Raw genomic sequence first — 16,964 nt, forward strand, 5'->3', positions numbered from 1 at the left:
ATGGCCGCCTACCTCATGCGACGGGCGCTCATGCTGGCCGCGACCCTGCTCGTGTCGAGCTTCGTGGTGTTCGCCGGGCTGTCGCTCGCGCCGGGCAACCCGCTGGCCACCCTCTCGGGCGGCCGGTCGCTACCGCCGGAGAGCGTCGCCGTCCTCGTCCAGCGCTACCACCTGAACGAGCCGTTCCTTGTGCAGTACGTCACCTGGCTGGGCAACGCCGTGCGCGGCGACCTCGGCGTGTCGATCATCTTGCGCCAGGACGTGTCGGACCTCATCTCCTCCCGTTCCGGTACGACCATCGCCCTGATCCTTTACGCGGCCCTGATCGTGCTGGTCGGCGGGGTGGCGCTCGGGCTGCTGGCGGCCCTTCGGCCGGGAATCGTGGACGCGATCGTGGTGATGTCGACCGCGCTGGTGGTGGCCGTCCCGCCCTTCGTGGCGGCGATCGTCCTCATCGGCGTCTTCGCGGTGCGGCTGCGGTGGCTGCCGGCCCTCGGCAACGGCACCGGGCTGTGGGAGGGGATGCGGCATCTCACCCTTCCGGCCCTCGCCCTGGCGGCGGCCGCCACCGCGGCCGTCGCCAGGGTCACCCGCACCACCGTGCGCCAGGAGATGGGCCGCGAACACGTCCAGACGGCGATCAGCCGGGGGCTGCCCTACCCGGCGGTCGTGCGCCGCCACGCCCTGCGCAACGCCGCCGTCCCGATCAGCACGCTGGCCGGCATGACGGTCGCCTCGATGATCGCGCTGGCGGCCGTGGTGGAACGCGCCTTCAGCCTCAACGGGCTGGGCGCCTACCTCGTCAGCGCGGCCCTGTCCAAGGACTTCGCCGTCGTGCAGGGCATCTCCCTCGTTCTCGTCACCGCCTTCGTCCTGGTCAACACCCTGGTCGACGTCGGGGCGGCGCTCCTGGACCCCCGGATCAAGCTGGGCGGGCGAGCATGACGGCGGTCGCGGCGCTGCTGGGAAGAGGCCGCCGCAGCGCCCTGGGGGCGCTCGGCACGACCGCCGCGGCCGTGATCGTCGCGGCGGTCGTCCTGGCCGTGCTCGGCCCGGCGCTGTCGCCGGCCGACCCGGACGCCAGTGACTTCGCCAACGCCTACGCGCCACCCGGACCCGCACACCCGCTCGGCTTCGACGGCCAGGGACGCGATCTGCTGGCGCGGCTGCTGACCGGCGCGCGGACCTCGCTGCTGGGCCCCCTGTGGGTCGTGGCGCTGAGCATGACGGCGGGCACCGTCATCGCCATCGTGGCGGCCTGGCGCGGCGGGTGGCTGGACTCCGTGGTGTCGGCGGCCCTGGACGTGGTGTTCGCCTTCCCGGGGGTCCTGCTCGCGATGCTCGTCGCGGCCGTCTTCGGTCCCGGCCTGAGCGCGGCGGTACTCGCCCTTTCGGTGGCCTACGTCCCCTACATCGCCCGGCTGCTGCGCAGCGCGGCCTTGGCCGAGCGGCGCAAACCCTACGTCCAGGCGCTGGAGGTGCAGGGGGCCGGGTCGGTGGCGATCTGCCTGCGCCACCTCGTGCCCAACCTCATGCCGCTCATCGCCGCCCAGGCCACGCTCTTCTTCGGGTACGCCATGGTCGATCTGGCCATCGTGTCCTACTTCGGCCTCGGAGTGCGGCCGCCCGCCGCGGACTGGGGCGTCATGGTCGCCGGCGGGCAGTCGGGTGTCCTTCAGGGCTATCCCGCCGAGTCGTTGCTGGCGGGCGGCTGCATCGTCGTCCTGGTCGTGGCGTTCAACGTGCTCGGCGAACGGCTGTCCGACGACTCCGGGCAGAGCGGGACATCCGGCCCGTCGCGCTGGTGGCGTCCCGGGCGAGGAGGCACCGCATGAGCAACCCGTTCGGCAACCGCACGAGCGACCTGCTCGACATCAGCGGCCTGACGGTGGCGCTGCCGCTGGGCGGCCGGCACAGGACCGTCCTCAGCGACGTGTCGCTGCGCGTCGGCGCGGGCGAGGCGGTCGGCCTGGTCGGCGAATCAGGCTCGGGCAAGTCCATGACGGCCCGCTCGATCGTGCGGCTGCTGCCCGCGGGCGCGCACACCGAGGGCAGCATCCGCCTCGGCGGGGCCGACGTCGCGGCACTGCGCGGGCCCGCGCTGCGCGACCTGCGCCGCCGCGTGCCCATGGTCTTCCAGGATCCGCGCGCGCACATCAACCCGGTGCGCACGATCGGCGACTTCCTCACCGAGGCCCTGCGCGCCCATTCGCGTACCCCTCGGCGGGCGGGCCAGGAACGCGCCGTGCGCATGCTGGAGGAGGTGGGCGTGGCCGACGGCCGGCGACGGCTGCGGCAGTACCCGCACGAACTATCGGGCGGACTGCTGCAGCGCGTCATGATCGCCGCGGCGCTGCTGACCGAGCCGCACCTGCTGCTGGCCGACGAGCCCACCACCGCCCTCGACGTCACCACGCAGGCCGAGGTGATGGCCATCCTCGACGAGCTGCGCCGCGAACGCGGCCTGGCCATGCTGTTCATCACCCACGACCTCGAACTCGCCGCGGCCGTCTGCGACCGGACCGCGGTGATGTACGCGGGCCGCGTCATGGAGGTACGCGCGTCGGACCTGCTGCACCAGCACCCGCTGCACCCCTACACCGCGGCGCTGACCGCCGCCCGCCCCTGCCTGGATCGGCGGGCCGAGCGCCTGGTGACCACCGCCGGCCGACCGCTGTCGGCGTTCGAGGCGCCGGACGGCTGCCCGTTCGCCACCCGGTGCGCGCACGTACGTCAACGCTGCCACGACACCCGGCCCGGCCTGCGGCCTCTGGCGGGCGGGCAGGTGGCCTGCGTCCGGGCCGAGGAACTCCACCAGGAGCGGGCGGTGCCGCATGAGTGAGGCGATCTTGCGGGTCGAAGGACTGCGCAAGGTGTTCGGACAGGCCGTCGCCGTCGAGGAGGTGAGCTTCTCGCTGCCGCGCGCCGGCGCCCTGGCCGTCGTCGGCGAGTCGGGATCCGGCAAGACCACCGTGGCCCGCATGATCGTGGGCCTGGATCGGCCGACGGCCGGGCGCGTCACCGCCTGCGGCCGCGACCGGTCCCAGCCGGCCCGCTCGGCGCGCGAACGCCGCCGACGCGGCGGCGAGGTCCAGATCGTCTTCCAGGACCCCTACGCCAGCCTCGATCCGCGCCAGAGTCCCGCCGCCGCGGTGGAGGAGGTCCTGCGGCTGCACACCCGGCTGGATCGCGGACGGCGGCGCGCCAGGGTGGCGGAGCTGGCCGACCTCGTCGGACTCGACGAACGCCAGATGGCGGCGCGGCCGGCCAGGCTGTCGGGCGGGCAGCGCCAGCGGGTGGCCATCGCCAGGGCGCTGGCGGCCGAACCGCGGATCCTCATCCTCGACGAGTGCGTCGCCGCGCTGGATGTGTCCATCCAGGCCCAGGTTCTCAACGTGCTGTCGGAGGTACGCGAACGCACCGGCGTGGCCTACCTGTTCATCAGCCACGACCTCGCCGTGGTCCGCCAGGTCACCGACGATGTCATCGTCATGCGGCACGGCTCGGTCGTCGAACGCGGACCGACCGGCCAGGTGCTCGACGCGCCCGAGCACCCGTACACGCGTCTGCTGCGCGCGAGCGTCCCCGGCCCCGGCTGGCGCCCCACCCGCCGCATCACTCAGCAAGCCAAGCAAGCGAAGGAGACACGATGACCGAAACCACCCCAGCGCTCGGGGAACCGGTCGGCACCGGACCCGACGGCTGGCCGAGCGCCACCGAACTGGCCGAACGCGTCGCGGCCGGCGAGATCGGCGCGCGGCAGGTGCTGGAGGGCTACCTGGCGCGCATCGACGCGCTCGATCCCGCGCTGAACGCCTTCTGCCACCTCGACCACGAGCGGGCTCGCCAGGCCGCCGACGCGGCCGACGCGCGGGTGGCGGCCGGCGGGCCGCTGCCGCCGTTCCTGGGCGTCCCCATCGCGATCAAGGACCTGCATCCGGTCCGCGGCTGGCCGCTGTGCAGCGCCTCCAACGCCGTCGAGCACCGCGTCATGGCCGCCGACGCGCCGGCGGTCAAGGCGTTGCGGCAGGCGGGTTTCGTGTTCGTCGGCGCGACGACCTCGCCCGAGTTCGGCACCGTGTCGGTCACCGAGTCGGCGCGTCACGGCGTCACCCGAAGCCCCTGGGATCTGACGCGCAGCCCGGGCGGTTCCAGCGGCGGCGCGGCCGCGGCCGTGGCGGCCGGCCTGCTGCCGGTGGCGCACGGATCCGACGGCGCGGGCTCCATCCGCGAGCCGGCCAGCTTCTGCGGGCTCGTCGGGCTCAAGCCGAGCCGCGGCCGCGTCCCCTCCGACGCGCACTACATGGAGGGCTTCGCGACCGAGGGAGTGCTCACCCGCACCGTGCTGGACACCGCGGCGATCCTGGACGTCTTCGCCGCGGCCCCCCAGTCCACCTGGTACAGCGCTCCCCCTGCCGAGGAGCCCTACCGGCACCAGGCCGGGCGTGATCCGCGGCGGCTGCGCGTCGGGCTCAACCTGCAGCCCGCCTTCCCCGCCGAGGTCCACCCCGCGGCCGCCGCCCTGGCCCGCCGGGCCGCCGACCTGCTGGCCGACCTCGGACACGAGGTGGTCGAGCAGACCATTCCCGGACTCGACCCCGGCTGGTTCCAGCCCCGCTTCGAGATCCTCTACGCCACCGGGTCGGCCGACTGCGCGGTCGTGGACGAGTCCGCTGTCGAGCCGCTCAACCGGACCCTTCGCCGGGCCGCCCGCGAGACCGACTCGCTGACGTACGTGACGACCATGCTCGAACTGCAGCTGCGCTCGGCCGAGATGTACCGGGCATGGGAGGCCGTCGACGTCGTCCTGACCCCGACCAACCCCGTCCTGGCGCCGAGCGAGGGCGCTCTGTGGCAGGGGCAGGAGGCCGACCCGTGGCTGCCGCTGCGGCGCGCGGAGGAGACCGCCTCGCTCACGGCCCTGGCGAACATGCTGGGCCTGCCCGCGATCTCCATCCCGCTGGTGGAGCAGCCGGACGGCCTGCCGCTCGGCGTCCAGCTCATCGGCGGCCGATGGCGTGACGGCACCGTCCTGGCCCTGGCCGGCCAGCTCGAACGCGCCCACCCGTGGCGGCACCGCACACCCGCCGGCCTGTCCCGGTGAACGACACCCCCCGCATCCCTCAGGAGGAACACCTCATGGATCTGACCGGCCCGCCGACTTCGACGATCATCGACTTCCGCGTACGGGTGCCCAGCGCCGCCCGCCCCCCGCTGTCGGCCGGCGGCGACGTCTACACCCAGTACGAGGCGGTCCTCGACATCGGCGACGGCTGGCACAAGGGCATGGACGACCTGCTAACCGAGCTGGATGAGGCCGGGGTCGGGCACGCCGTGCTGCACGCGGAGTACGAGCACGGCGACTACGCCGACGCGCTCAACGAGGAGGTGGCCGAGCAGGTGCGGCTGCGGCCCGACCGCTTCTCCGGCTTCGGGACGGTGACGCTGGAGCCGCTGTCGGTCATGCGCGCCGTACGCCAGGTCGACCGGGTGGCCGCCCTGGGACTTTCCGGGATCAACGTGCAGCCGTCGTTCTTCGGCCACGCGATCGACGACCGGCAGCTGTACCCGCTCTACGCCAAGGCCACCGAGCTGGGCCTGGCGATCGCCATCCACACGGGCGTCAACTACTCGCGCCGCCACCCCATCGAGGCCGAACGCCCCATCCGCCTGGACCAGGTCGCCTGCGACTTCCCCGAGGCGACGCTCATCGCCTGCCACGGCGCGTGGCCCTGGGTGCCGGAGATCGTGGCCGTGGCACGGCGTCACCCCAACGTGCTCGTCGACTTCGGCGGCCTGGCCCCCAAGTATCTCGGCGTGCCGGGATCGGGCTGGGAGACGATGCTGCGCTTCATGGACCGGGTCCTGCGCGAGCAGGTGCTGTTCGCCACGGACTGGCCGGTCTTCCCGCACCTGCGGGCGCTGCGCGAGTGGCACGGCCTCGGCCTGCGGGCCGAGACGCTGGACGCGCTGCTGCACGACAACGCCAGGCGGCTGCTGTCGCCGGCCCATGAGACGGTGCCGGTATGAGCCTGCCGCGGCTGGCGCGCATCACCGACTACGTCGGCCATTGGGCCACCCACCGTCCGGCCCGGGAGGCGCTCGTCGGCCAGAGCGGCCGCTGGACCTACGAGCGGCTGCGTGCCGACGTCGACCGCTGCGCGGCCGCGCTGCTGGCCGCCGGCGTGCGGCGCGGCGACCGGGTGGCGCTACTCGGCGATCCGCAGCCGGAATGCTTCGTGGTCTTCCTGGCCACGGCGAGCATCGGCGGCATCTGGGTGGGGCTGAACCCCAAGTACACCCTCGCCGAGCTGTCCCACGTGGTCGCCGACAGCGAGCCGTCGCTGCTGTTCGGCATGCTCGAGGACGCCACGCAGCCCGCGACACTACACGCCCTGCGCTCCCTGGGGCCGATGCGCGTGGTGACCCGCGGCCGCGCGGTGGACGGGCTGTCGCTCTCCTACGAGGACTTCCTCGAGGCCGCGGAGCCGGCAGAGCGCCTGGCCGGCGCACGCGAGCAGGTCCGGCCGCTGGACCCGGCGGCGATGATCTACACCTCGGGCAGCACCGGCAGGCCCAAGGGCGCGCTCGTCCCGCACCGGGGCCTGGCCCACTGCGGCGTGGTGCAGGCCGGCCGGTGGTACGGCCAGGCGCCCCGCAAGCTGTGCGACCTGCCGCTCAACCACATCGGCGGGCTCGGCGACATCAGCACCTCCATCCTCACCGCCGGCGGCACGGTGGTGTACATGCCGCGCTTCGATCCGGCCGGCGCCCTGCGCCTGGTGGAGCGCGAGCGCCTGACGCACCTGTACTGCATTCCGACCCAGCTGCTGGCCATGGTGGCGACGCCGGAGTGGTCTGAGCGCGACCTCGGCTCGCTGGAGTACATCCTGTGGGGCGGGGCCGCCGCACCCCACAGCCTGCTGCGGACGCTGGCCAAGACGGGCGCGCGGCTGGCCACCAGCTACAGCCTCACCGAGTCGACCGGTTCGGTGACCTACACCGACCCGGGTGACCCGCTGGAGGTGCTGGCCTGGAGCGTGGGCCGGGTGGATCCGCACTACGAGGTCACCCTGCGCCCTCCCGGCGGCGACGGCGACGGCTCGGCGGGCGAGTTGCTCATCCGGGGCGACTTCATCACCCGCGGCTACTGGCGCGCCCCGCAGGCCACCCGGACGGCGATCGACGATGAGGGCTGGCTGCACACCGGCGACCTGGCCGTACAGGAACCGGGCGGCCACATCCGGCTGGTCGGACGGCTCAAGGAGATGTTCAAGTCGGGCGGCTACAACGTCTACCCGCGCGAGATCGAGGCCGCGCTGGAGGAGCATCCGGCCGTCGCGCTCGCCGCCGTGGTCGGCGTGCCCGACGAGCGCTGGGGAGAGGTCGGGCACGCCTTCGTCGTGGCGGCCGGGCCGGTCACGGCGGGTGAGCTGCGGCAGTACGCGCGGGCGCGGCTGGCCAACTACAAGGTGCCGAAGGTGTTCCGGCTGGAGGCCGAGCTGCCGAAGCTGCCGATCGGCAAGATCGACAAAGTGGAGCTGCGCCGGCGCGCCGGTTTGGAGAGCGAGACATGACTATTCTGCGTAACTTCATCGACGGCGAGTTCACCGATCCGCTCGCCGACGGGTTGATGCCCGTGCTGGATCCGGCGACGGGCGAGACGATCGCGCAGGCCCCCCGATCCGGCCCCGAGGACGTCGACCGGGCGGTGGCCGCGGCCAAGGCGGCCTTTCCCGGCTGGGCCGAGACCACCCCGGGACAACGCGCGCTCGCGCTGCTCAAACTGGCCGACGCGATCGAGGAGCACGGCGCGGAACTGGCCGGACTGGAGTCGGCGAACGCCGGCAAACCCCTGCACGTGGTCACCAGCGACGAGATCGGCGCCATGGCCGACAACCTGCGCTTCTTCGCCGGCGCCGCCCGCTGCCTGGAGGGCAAGGCGGCCGGCGAGTACGTGGCCGGCTACACCTCGATGATCCGCCGCGAGCCCGTGGGCGTGGTCGGCCAGATCACGCCGTGGAACTACCCGATGATGATGGCCGTGTGGAAGATCGGCCCCGCCCTGGCCGCCGGCTGCACGAGCGTGCTCAAGCCCGCGCCCACGACCCCACTGACCACCCTCAGGCTCGCCGAGCTGGCCGCCGGCATCTTCCCGCCCGGCGTGCTCAACGTCGTCGCCGGCGGGAACGAACCGGGCGCGGCGCTGGTCGAGCATCCCGACGTCGAACTCGTCTCCCTCACCGGGTCGGTCGAGACCGGCAGGTGGGTGGCCGAGCACGCGGCCCGCACCCTCAAGCGCACCCATCTCGAACTCGGCGGCAAGGCACCGGTCGTGGTGTTCGACGACGCCGACCTGGAGACGGCACTGGAGATCATCTCCGGCGCCGGCTTCTACAACGCGGGCCAGGACTGCACGGCGGCCACCCGGGTGCTGGCCGCCCCCCGCCTGTACGACGACCTCGTCGCCGGCCTGGCCGAGAAGGCCAAGCAACGGGTGATGGGCGACATGAGCGCGCCCGAGACGACCCTCGGCCCGCTCAACAGTCTGCGCCAGCGCGAGCGGGTGGCCGGCTTCCTGGAGCGGCGGCCCGGCCACGCGGAGGTCGTCACCGGGGGCCGGGCGGCCGAGCGGTCCGGCTTCTTCTTCGAGCCGACGGTCGTGGCCGGGCTGCGGCAGGACGACGAGCTGGTCCAGCGGGAGATCTTCGGCCCGGTCATCACGGTCCAGCGCTTCGGCGCGGAGGATGAGGCGATCAGGCTGGCCAACGGCACGCCGTACGGCCTGGCCGCCTCGGTCTGGACGCGCGACATCGGGCGGGCGCTGCGCATGTCGAAGGCGCTGCGCTTCGGCTGCGTCTGGATCAACGACCACGTCCCGCTCGCCTCGGAGATGCCGCACGGCGGCTTCAAGCAGTCCGGTCACGGCAAGGACCTGTCGGCGTACGCGCTTGAGGACTACACCCTCGTCAAGCACGTGATGGCCAGCCTGCGCTGAGCGCCGGCCTTTCTAGCTCAGGAGTGCCGTACCTCCCCCACATAATCTATCGATCGTTCGAAATGGTGATTGCCCATGATGCGAAGGAAAGCGGTGGGATGCGTCCTGCTGGTGATGGCCCTGCTGGCCGCGGCCTGCGGTAACGAACCGGCGGGCAACAGCGCCTCGCGCGACGCCGGGACGCCCAAACGCGGCGGCAGCCTCACGATCCTGCGCGCCGCCGACATCGACGGCTGGGATCCGGACAAGGCCATCCAGCTGGCCACGTTCCAGACCCTGCCGCAGGTGATGGAGGGCCTGGTCCGCTACGCGCCCGACGGCAAGTCGATCGAACCCGGCCTGGCCGAAAGCTGGAAGCTCGACGCCAAGGCCAAGACCATCACCTTCACGCTGCGCCCCGGCCTGACCTTCAGCGACGGGCGGCCGCTGACCTCGCAGGACGCCGCGTTCTCCGTCGAGCTGTGGCGCAAGGGACTGTCCCTGGGCACCCTGTACGCGGCCATCACCGCCACCGCCACCCCCGACCCGCGCACCCTGGTCATCAAGATGAGCAAGGCCAGCACGTTCACCCTCACCTGGCTCAGCAACGGCTCCTCGGTCATCGTGCCGAAGGACTTCGGCGGCATGAACCGCAAGGACTTCTTCGCCAAGCCGATCGGCGCCGGTCCCTTCGTCGTGACCTCCTACCGGCCGGGCCGCCAGCTCGTCCTCGAACGCAACCCGCGCTACCACGACCCCGCCCGCCCCTACCTGGACCGCCTCACCTACGACGTCGTCGCCGATCCCAACCAGCAGATGCTGCGCTACCAGAGCCGCCAGGCCGACGCCATCGAGGCGGTACCGCTCGATCTGGCCGCGCAGATCCCGCGCGAGGAACAGGTCATCGTCCACCCCTCGGCCACGATCCACGGCATCTTCGTCAACGCCGCCCGGCAACCAGGCAACGACCTGCACTTCCGGCGCGCGGTCAGCCTGGCCATCGACCGCGCCCGCTACATCCAGGCGGTCTTCGGCGGCCTGGCCGCACCGGCCACCGGCGGGCTGCCGCCACGCGTCCAGGGCTCGGTCGGGTGCGGCTGCACCTACGAGACCGGACTCGACAAGGCCAAGCGGGAGCTGGCCCAATCCTCCTACCGGCCGGGAACGAAGGTGGAGCTGGTCGTCGACGCCACGACGCCCTTCTCCACCCGCGCCGGCGAGACCGCCGCGGCGCTGCTGCGCGCCGCCGGCATCGAGGTCGACCTGCAAAAGCTCGAGGTGCAGGTGCTCGTCGACCGGCAGGCCAAAGGCGCCTACGACCTGTCACTGGGCGAGGTCGGCAGCGTCTCACCGACCGTCGGCGACATCTTCGGCCTCATCGTGGCGACCGGCGGGCTGTACTCCGGCCTGCCGATGAAGACCATCTCCGACGCCTTCGCCCGCCTGGAGGTCGCGCGGACCGACCAGGAGCGGGCCGAGGCGGTGCGCGTAGCCGAGACCTGGATCCATGACAACCTGCCCTACATCCCGACCGCCTTCCCCGATCGCCTCTTCGCCGTCTCCCCCAAGGTGAAGGGACTCAACGTCACTCCCTTCCTGTCCTATCCGGCCGACCTGCTCTGGGCGGCGTGAGCATGCCGGCCGGACGGTTGCGCTTCGTGGCCGGCAGGCTGCTACAGGTCGTGCCGGTGCTGCTCGCGCTGCTGCTCATCGTCGTCCTGCTCCAGCAGCTGATGCCCGGCGACCCCGCGCGCGTCATCGCCGGGCCGCGGGCCGGCGCGGAACAGGTGGCGCGGGTACGCCACGACCTCGGACTGGACCAGTCGACAGCGGGCCAGTTCTGGACCTACCTGACCCACCTGTCGCACGGCGACCTGGGCCGCTCCAACCGCACCGGGATCCCCATCTCCGCCATCGTGGGCGAGCGGGCCGCCGTGACGGTATGGCTGCTGGCCGGCGGCCTCCTGGTGAGCACGCTGCTGGCCGTGCCCGCCGCGCTGGTGATGGCGCTGCGCCCGCGCTCGGTGGCGGCACGTCTGTGCGCGCGCTCGCTCACGATCATCCTCAACTGCCCGCCCTTCTGGGTCGGGCTCATGCTGGCCTCGGTGCTGGCGCTGCGGACCGGCTGGCTGCCGGTCGGCGGCTTCGGCGAGGACACCGGCGACCGGCTCCGTTCGATGGTCCTGCCGTCACTGACGATCGGGCTGGCGGCGATGCCGCTGCTGGCCCGCAGCGGCGCCGCGAGCCTGCGCCAGGTACTGGCCGCCGACCACATCACCACCGCCCGGTCGCTGGGCCTGTCCGGATGGCCACTGCTACGACGTCACCTGCTGCGCAACGCCCTGCCACCGGCCGTCACCCTGCTGGCCGTCCAGGCCGCCGCGCTGCTGTTCGGCGCGGTCATCGTCGAGCAGACCTTCGGCCTGCCGGGGCTGGGGGCGGAGATGGTCAACGCGGCGAGCCAGCGTGACTTCCCGGTCGTCCAGGCCCTCACCCTGATCTTCGGCACGGCCATCATCGGCATCAACCTGCTCGCCGACCTGGCGGTCGCCCTGCTCGATCCGAGGACGACATGGCGATGACCACTCCCCCGCCGCTGCTGGACAGCGCCGTACCCGTGGGCTCGCGGGCGGGCCGCGCCTTCGGCTGGAGGCGGCCGGCGGCCCTCGCGCTACCGGCACTCGCGGTCCTGGCCGCCCTCCTGGCACCGCTGCTGGCTCCGGCCGACCCGGCCCAGCTGACGCTCGACCAGCTCCGGCCACCGAGCGCCGCCCACCTGCTCGGCACGGACGCGCTCGGCCGGGACGTGCTGTCGCGCCTGCTGTTCGCGCTGCGTACCGACCTGCTGCTGATGGTGTTCGCCGCAGGCCTGCCGATGCTCCTCGGCACGCTGATCGGCGCGGTGGCCGGCTACCGCGGCGGCGTCCTGGACGCCGCGCTGCGCTGGGCGGCCGACATCTTCCAGGCACTACCGGTGTACGTGCTGCTGATCGCCTTCGTGTTCGTGCTGGGACCGGGCACCTCCTCGCTGCTGGTGGCCTTCAGCGTGCTGGGCTGGGTCGTGTACGCGCGGATCATCCGCACCGAGGTCCGCCGCGTACGCGAACGCGACTACGTCTCGGCCGGCTACCTGCTCGGCCTGTCGCACACCGCGGTGCTGTTTCGGCACGTGCTGCCGAACGCGCTGCGCCAGTCGCTGGTCTACCTCGCCACCGACATGGGGATGGCGCTGCAGGGCATCGCGGTCCTGTCGTTCTTCGGGCTCGGCGTCAAAGCGGGCACCCCCGAGCTCGGCACCATGGTCGCGGAGGCCCAGGTGTTCCTGCGCAGCCACTGGTGGCTGGCGGCGTTCCCTGGCCTGACGATCGTGATCCTCGGATCGAGCATCGCGGCCCTCGGCGACCGGCTGGGCGATCGAGGAGAGAGCGGATGACCTCCTACCCGCTGCTCGAAGTCGACGGGCTGCGTGTCGCCCTCCAGCGGCGCGGCACGGCGCCGACCCTGCTCGACGGCCTCTCCTTCGCGGTCGCGGCCGGGCAGTGCCTCGGCATCGTCGGCGAGTCGGGGTGCGGCAAGTCGCTCACCCTGCGCGCCACGATGGGACTGCTGCCCGCGGGCGTCGAGCGCACGGGGGGCCAGATCCGCCTGAGCCACCAAGCCGATGCCGCACCCACCGCCGTCCCCGCCGGGCAGGCGGCGGGGCGCGGATTGGCGATGGTCTTCCAGGACTCGCATGCCTCACTCGATCCCACCACCCGCGTCGGAGCCTTCGTCACCGACATCGTCCGCCGCCGCACCGGCGCCTCGCGTGCCGCCGCCAGGAGACGGGCCGTGGAACTGCTGGCCGCGGTCGGCGTCCCCGACCCCGCCCTGCGCTTCCACTCCTACCCGCACGAGCTCAGCGGCGGCATGCGCCAGCGCGTCGCGATCGCGCTGGCCCTGGCCACGGACCCCCGGGTACTGCTGTGCGACGAACCGACCACGGCGCTGGACGTCACGCTGCAGGCCGAGATCCTGCTGCTGCTCGACGCGGCACGCGCCGAGCGGGGGCTCGGCATGGTCTTCGTCAGCCATGACATCGCGGTGATCCGGCAGATCGCGGACGTGGTCGCGGTCATGTACGCCGGGCAGATCATCGAGGCCGGACCCGTGGCCGACGTGCTCGACCGCCCCCGCCACCCCTACACCCGAGCCCTGATCGACGCCGTCCCCACGCTGGAGGGGCCCATCGGCCGCTTCCGCCCGATCGCGGGCGCGCCCGCCCGCCCCGGCCGGCTACACCCCCTCCTGCCGCTTCAGGGCTCGCTGCGCCCACCAGGTCGCGGCCTGCTCGGGCGTCGTGCCCGGCATCGACGCGCTCGCCGTCGGGCACCGATCGGCCTGCATCCGCTCCTCCTGCGACCACTCGCCCAGCGACCACTCGCCCTGCGTCCACGAGCCGGAGGCCACATGAGCGCGCTGATCCGAGTCCACAGCCTGGTCGTGGACCATCCGGTGCGTGCCGGATTCCTGCGCCGGCGCCGCCTGCGCGCGGTCGACGGGGTGGACCTGGAGCTGGGGCGCGGCGAGATCCTGGGGCTGGTGGGCGAGAGCGGATGCGGCAAGTCCACCCTCGCCCGCGCGATCGTCGGCCTGGCAACGCCGACCGCTGGAGGCGTACTGCTGGACGGTGCGCCCGTACCCCGGCGACGCCCGCCGGGCATGCGCCGCCGAATACAGATGATCTACCAGGATCCGGGCTCCTCACTCGATCCGCGCCGCACGGTCTCGCAGACGCTCGCCGAACCGCTGCGCCGCACCGTCCCCGCCGAGAAGATCGCGCACCGGGCACGAGAGCTGCTGGAGATGGTCGGGCTGGGCGAGCGGCAGGCACACGCGCTCCCTCGCGAGCTGTCCGGCGGCCAGCGCCAGCGCGTCGCGATCGCGCGCGCCCTGGCCGTCGAGCCGGAGGTGCTGGTCGCCGACGAGGCCGTGGCCGCGCTCGACGCCTCCGTTGCCGGCGCCGTGCTCAACCTGCTGAGCGACCTGCGCGAGCGGCTCGGCCTGTCCGTGCTGTTCATCTCGCACGACCTGGCGACCGTACGGGGGCTGTGCGATCGCGTCGCCGTCATGTATCTGGGATCCATCGTGGAGGAGGGGCCCGTCGCGCGGGTCTTCGCCCGGCCGGGGCATCCGTACACCCGCGTGCTGCTCGACGCGGTCCCCTCCCGCGACCGGCGCCGCTCCGGCACCGCGGGTCCGGGACCCGGGGGGCTCGGAGGGGTCGGAGGGGTCGGAAGGCTCGGAGGCGAGCCGCCGAGCCCGCTGGACGTGCCGCCCGGCTGCCGTTTCCACCCGCGCTGCCCGCGGGCGGCGGCGCGGTGCGGCACGTCGGAGCCGTCCGAGGAGCGGCGGGACGGGCAGCGGGTGTGGTGCCACTTCGCCTGGCGCCACGAGCTCTGAGCGGAGCGCCGATCCCGGGACGGGCCCGTGGCGGCGCTCCATCGGCAGTGACGCTACGCGCTCTGAGCGGAGCGCCGGTCCCAGGACGGGCCGTAGTGCCGCTCCATGTTGTCGCGCATGAACCGGACCACTTCGGCCGGGGCCTTGTCCACCGAGCCCGCCTCGTGCGGCGGCTGAGGGTCGTACTCGATCCCCAGCTGTACGGCCTGGGCGTAAGCCGGCCCCGCCAACCGGTCACAGAGCAGCAGCGCCATGTCGATGCCGGAGGACACGCCCGCGGCCGTCATGATCTTCCCGTCCTCCACGACCCGCCGGGACACCGGTTCGGCGCCGAAGCAGCGCAGGCTCTCCAGCTCGTACCAGTGCGAGGTGGCCTGACGTCCCTGGAGCAGACCCGCGGCCCCGAGCAGCAGCGAGCCGGTGCACACCGACGTCGTCCAGGTGCTCGTCTCATACGCCCGGCGCAGCCAGGTCAGGACCCTCTCATCGGCCAGCAGGCCCTGGGTGGTGCTGCCGCCGGCGACCACCACGACCTCCGGCCGCGCCATGCTCTCCAGCGGGTCGGCCACCAGCCCGAAACCGGGTTGATCGGCGGCGCACATCCCTGGCGTCCCCGACACGAAGCGCACCCGCGGATCGGGCAGGCGCCTCAGCACCTCGAACGGCCCGGTGGCGTCGAGGGAGGTGAAACCTTCGTAGATGAGGATGGCGACGTCCACGTTCTTGCCTGCTCTCGTCTCAGTTCTGGGCACGTCCGGCACGATTGATTTTATCGACCGATCGATTAAACTCGCTCCATGGTAAGCGTTGGAAACGACTTAGACCAGCGCGTTCGCGCGGACATCGCCGTCCTCGGCGGCGGCACGGCCGGCGCGGTCGTGGCCGGGCGCCTGATCGAGAACACCTCCCTGTCCGTGGTGGTCGTGGAGGCCGGGCCCGACTACGGGCCATTCGACGCCGGACGGTGGCCGCACGAACTGCTCGACAGCTCCACGCTGCCGCAAACACACGACTGGGGATACCGGGGCCCCGGCGCCACCCCCGGACACGATCTGCCGCTCGACCGGGCCCGCGTCATCGGCGGCTGCTCCTCGCACAACGGCTGCTCCCAGACCGTCGGCCACGCCGCCGACTACCGGACATGGGGACCGTCCTGGACCGACGCCTCGCTCACCGAGTCGATGCGTCACGCGGCCGCCAGACTGCGCGTCCGCCGGGACTCCGACGACGACCTCACCCCGTTCCAGGCGGCGGCGATGGAGGCCATGATCCTTTGTGGCGTACCGCGAACGGACGACCTGGACGACCTCTTCGGGGGCGCCGGCTGCGGACCTTCCCCGGTCAACAACCCTGACGGTGTCCGCTGGAACAGCGCCTTCGCCTACCTGGACCCCGTACGCGACTCCCTGGAGCCGGAGCGGAGCGATCGGCGGCTGCGCGTGGTGGACCACGCGCTGGTCGAGCGCCTCGAACTCCACGGCTCAGTGGTCCGCCGCGCGCACGTACGCCGCGGGCAGGAGCGCCTCACCGTGGAGGCGGAGCGCTTCATCCTGTGCGGCGGCGCCTACGGCAGCCCCGAGGTACTGCTGCGCAGCGGCATCGGCCCGGCCGACGAGCTGACGGCGCTCGGCGTGGCGCCCCGCCTCGACCTGCCCGGCGTCGGCCGCAACCTGCACGACCACCCCACCCTGGAACTGCGGTTCGCCGCGAGCGAGGAACTGGCGCGCCGGCTGGCCGACTACGAACGCGGGCGGCCGGTCCCGGACGAGCAGGTCATCGGAAAGGCCCTGTCGGCCGGCGGGCGGGCACCGTACGACCTGCATCTCCTCCCATGGACCGGCAAGGAGCCCGGGGGCTGGACCTGCGTACTGCCCGCCGCGTGTCTCACGCCGCGATCCCGGGGCACACTGCGACTGACCTCACCCGACCCCGGAGCCAGACCTCTGATCGACCACGCGTACCTGACGGACCCCGACGGGAGCGACCTTGAGGTGCTGCGGTACGGCATCGACCTGTGCCGGCGCATGGCCGCCTCGCCGGCGCTGGCCCCCTTGCTGGGGCCGCCCCTCGACGAGTTCACCGCGGGCTGGCTGAACGAGTTCGCCAAGGACCCGCGCGACGGACTCGCCACGGATCCGTCCCGCGGCAAGCCCACGGGCTCGCGAGAGGCCGCGATGCGTGCCGCCGCCGCCCACTACTGGCACCCGGTGGGCACGTGCGCGATCGGCACCGACCCGGCCGCGGGAGCCGTCGTCGACGCCACCGGGCGGCTGTACGGCAGCGACAACCTCTGGGTCATCGACGCCTCGATCATCCCGGCGATCCCCCGAGCCACGACCAACCTCCCGGTCGTCGCCCTCGCCGAACACCTTGCCCGCACACTGCTCTGAAACTCCTCAGCGGCGCTCCCGGGCCGATCCAGGTGGGCGCAGCAGCTGGCCGAGCTGAGCCAGCGGGTCGCACGCACCAGCCGGCCGAGCCGACGGGTGGCGCGCCCTGGCTGGTCGAGCCGAACCGGCCCGCGAATCGGAGGATGTCGGGTCGG

At 72.9% G+C, this 16,964-nt stretch carries 14 protein-coding genes; 13 read left to right on the forward strand and 1 reads right to left on the reverse strand.

Annotated features, from left to right (window positions below):
- From LDL49_RS20840 to LDL49_RS20895, 12 genes are all read left to right on the forward strand, one after another.
- A complete protein-coding gene (locus LDL49_RS20840; RefSeq protein WP_225292769.1) occupies positions 1-945 on the forward strand; it encodes an ABC transporter permease in 945 nt (314 codons plus the stop codon).
- Entirely contained in the window at positions 942-1,835 is an 894-nt protein-coding gene (locus LDL49_RS20845; RefSeq protein ID WP_225292770.1) for an ABC transporter permease, read from the forward strand. The genes LDL49_RS20840 and LDL49_RS20845 overlap by 4 nt, the downstream gene beginning before the upstream one ends.
- Positions 1,832-2,842 carry an ABC transporter ATP-binding protein gene (locus LDL49_RS20850; protein ID WP_225292771.1) on the forward strand — a complete coding sequence of 337 codons (1,011 nt, stop codon included), beginning with the start codon at positions 1,832-1,834 and terminating at the stop codon, positions 2,840-2,842. The genes LDL49_RS20845 and LDL49_RS20850 overlap by 4 nt, the downstream gene beginning before the upstream one ends.
- The gene (locus tag LDL49_RS20855) at positions 2,835-3,653 is read left to right on the forward strand and encodes an ABC transporter ATP-binding protein (RefSeq protein ID WP_225292772.1); all 819 of its coding nucleotides are present in this window, start codon (positions 2,835-2,837) and stop codon (positions 3,651-3,653) included. Before LDL49_RS20850 ends, LDL49_RS20855 begins: the two co-directional genes overlap by 8 nt.
- Positions 3,650-5,104: an amidase gene (locus LDL49_RS20860; protein WP_225292773.1), complete on the forward strand. Its 1,455-nt coding sequence runs from the start codon at positions 3,650-3,652 to the stop codon at positions 5,102-5,104. Before LDL49_RS20855 ends, LDL49_RS20860 begins: the two co-directional genes overlap by 4 nt.
- Positions 5,101-6,030 (forward strand): amidohydrolase family protein, encoded by a 930-nt coding sequence (locus tag LDL49_RS20865; protein ID WP_225292774.1) that lies wholly within the window; start codon positions 5,101-5,103, stop codon positions 6,028-6,030. Before LDL49_RS20860 ends, LDL49_RS20865 begins: the two co-directional genes overlap by 4 nt.
- Positions 6,027-7,577: a class I adenylate-forming enzyme family protein gene (locus LDL49_RS20870; protein WP_225292775.1), complete on the forward strand. Its 1,551-nt coding sequence runs from the start codon at positions 6,027-6,029 to the stop codon at positions 7,575-7,577. Before LDL49_RS20865 ends, LDL49_RS20870 begins: the two co-directional genes overlap by 4 nt.
- On the forward strand, positions 7,574-8,998 hold the full coding sequence (locus LDL49_RS20875; RefSeq protein ID WP_225292776.1) for a gamma-aminobutyraldehyde dehydrogenase: 1,425 nt from the start codon (positions 7,574-7,576) through the stop codon (positions 8,996-8,998). The genes LDL49_RS20870 and LDL49_RS20875 overlap by 4 nt, the downstream gene beginning before the upstream one ends.
- 75 nt (positions 8,999-9,073) lie before the next feature.
- A complete protein-coding gene (locus LDL49_RS20880; RefSeq protein WP_225292777.1) occupies positions 9,074-10,609 on the forward strand; it encodes an ABC transporter substrate-binding protein in 1,536 nt (511 codons plus the stop codon).
- A 2-nt stretch (positions 10,610-10,611) separates the two neighbouring features.
- On the forward strand, positions 10,612-11,559 hold the full coding sequence (locus LDL49_RS20885; protein WP_225292990.1) for an ABC transporter permease: 948 nt from the start codon (positions 10,612-10,614) through the stop codon (positions 11,557-11,559).
- Positions 11,556-12,410, forward strand: a complete 855-nt coding sequence (locus tag LDL49_RS20890) for an ABC transporter permease (RefSeq protein ID WP_225292778.1) — start codon at positions 11,556-11,558, stop codon at positions 12,408-12,410. Before LDL49_RS20885 ends, LDL49_RS20890 begins: the two co-directional genes overlap by 4 nt.
- On the forward strand, positions 12,407-14,419 hold the full coding sequence (locus LDL49_RS20895) for a dipeptide ABC transporter ATP-binding protein (RefSeq protein ID WP_225292779.1): 2,013 nt from the start codon (positions 12,407-12,409) through the stop codon (positions 14,417-14,419). The genes LDL49_RS20890 and LDL49_RS20895 overlap by 4 nt, the downstream gene beginning before the upstream one ends.
- A 53-nt stretch (positions 14,420-14,472) precedes the next feature.
- Here LDL49_RS20895 and LDL49_RS20900 read toward each other — a convergent pair whose 3' ends face one another.
- Entirely contained in the window at positions 14,473-15,171 is a 699-nt protein-coding gene (locus tag LDL49_RS20900; RefSeq protein ID WP_225292780.1) for a DJ-1/PfpI family protein, read from the reverse strand.
- 45 nt (positions 15,172-15,216) lie between these two features.
- Here LDL49_RS20900 and LDL49_RS20905 point away from each other — a divergent pair, with 45 nt between their 5' ends.
- Complete coding sequence (locus tag LDL49_RS20905) at positions 15,217-16,809, forward strand: GMC family oxidoreductase (RefSeq protein WP_225292781.1); 1,593 nt, start codon at positions 15,217-15,219, stop codon at positions 16,807-16,809.
- The last annotated feature ends 155 nt before the right edge of the window (positions 16,810-16,964 follow it).

This window comes from Nonomuraea aurantiaca (assembly GCF_020215705.1).
Taxonomy (GTDB): domain Bacteria; phylum Actinomycetota; class Actinomycetes; order Streptosporangiales; family Streptosporangiaceae; genus Nonomuraea; species Nonomuraea aurantiaca.

Bases quoted from the DNA above. Each gene is read 5' to 3' on its own strand.
- LDL49_RS20895 (WP_225292779.1), top strand. From the start codon at position 12,407: ATGACCTCCTACCCGCTGCTCGAAGTCGACGGGCTGCGTGTCGCCCTC.
- LDL49_RS20860 (WP_225292773.1), top strand. From the start codon at position 3,650: ATGACCGAAACCACCCCAGCGCTCGGGGAACCGGTCGGCACCGGACCC.
- LDL49_RS20845 (WP_225292770.1), top strand. From the start codon at position 942: ATGACGGCGGTCGCGGCGCTGCTGGGAAGAGGCCGCCGCAGCGCCCTG.
- LDL49_RS20870 (WP_225292775.1), top strand. From the start codon at position 6,027: ATGAGCCTGCCGCGGCTGGCGCGCATCACCGACTACGTCGGCCATTGG.
- LDL49_RS20880 (WP_225292777.1), top strand. From the start codon at position 9,074: ATGATGCGAAGGAAAGCGGTGGGATGCGTCCTGCTGGTGATGGCCCTG.
- LDL49_RS20840 (WP_225292769.1), top strand. From the start codon at position 1: ATGGCCGCCTACCTCATGCGACGGGCGCTCATGCTGGCCGCGACCCTG.
- LDL49_RS20885 (WP_225292990.1), top strand. From the start codon at position 10,612: ATGCCGGCCGGACGGTTGCGCTTCGTGGCCGGCAGGCTGCTACAGGTC.
- LDL49_RS20905 (WP_225292781.1), top strand. From the start codon at position 15,217: ATGGTAAGCGTTGGAAACGACTTAGACCAGCGCGTTCGCGCGGACATC.
- LDL49_RS20890 (WP_225292778.1), top strand. From the start codon at position 11,556: ATGACCACTCCCCCGCCGCTGCTGGACAGCGCCGTACCCGTGGGCTCG.
- LDL49_RS20850 (WP_225292771.1), top strand. From the start codon at position 1,832: ATGAGCAACCCGTTCGGCAACCGCACGAGCGACCTGCTCGACATCAGC.
- LDL49_RS20875 (WP_225292776.1), top strand. From the start codon at position 7,574: ATGACTATTCTGCGTAACTTCATCGACGGCGAGTTCACCGATCCGCTC.
- LDL49_RS20855 (WP_225292772.1), top strand. From the start codon at position 2,835: ATGAGTGAGGCGATCTTGCGGGTCGAAGGACTGCGCAAGGTGTTCGGA.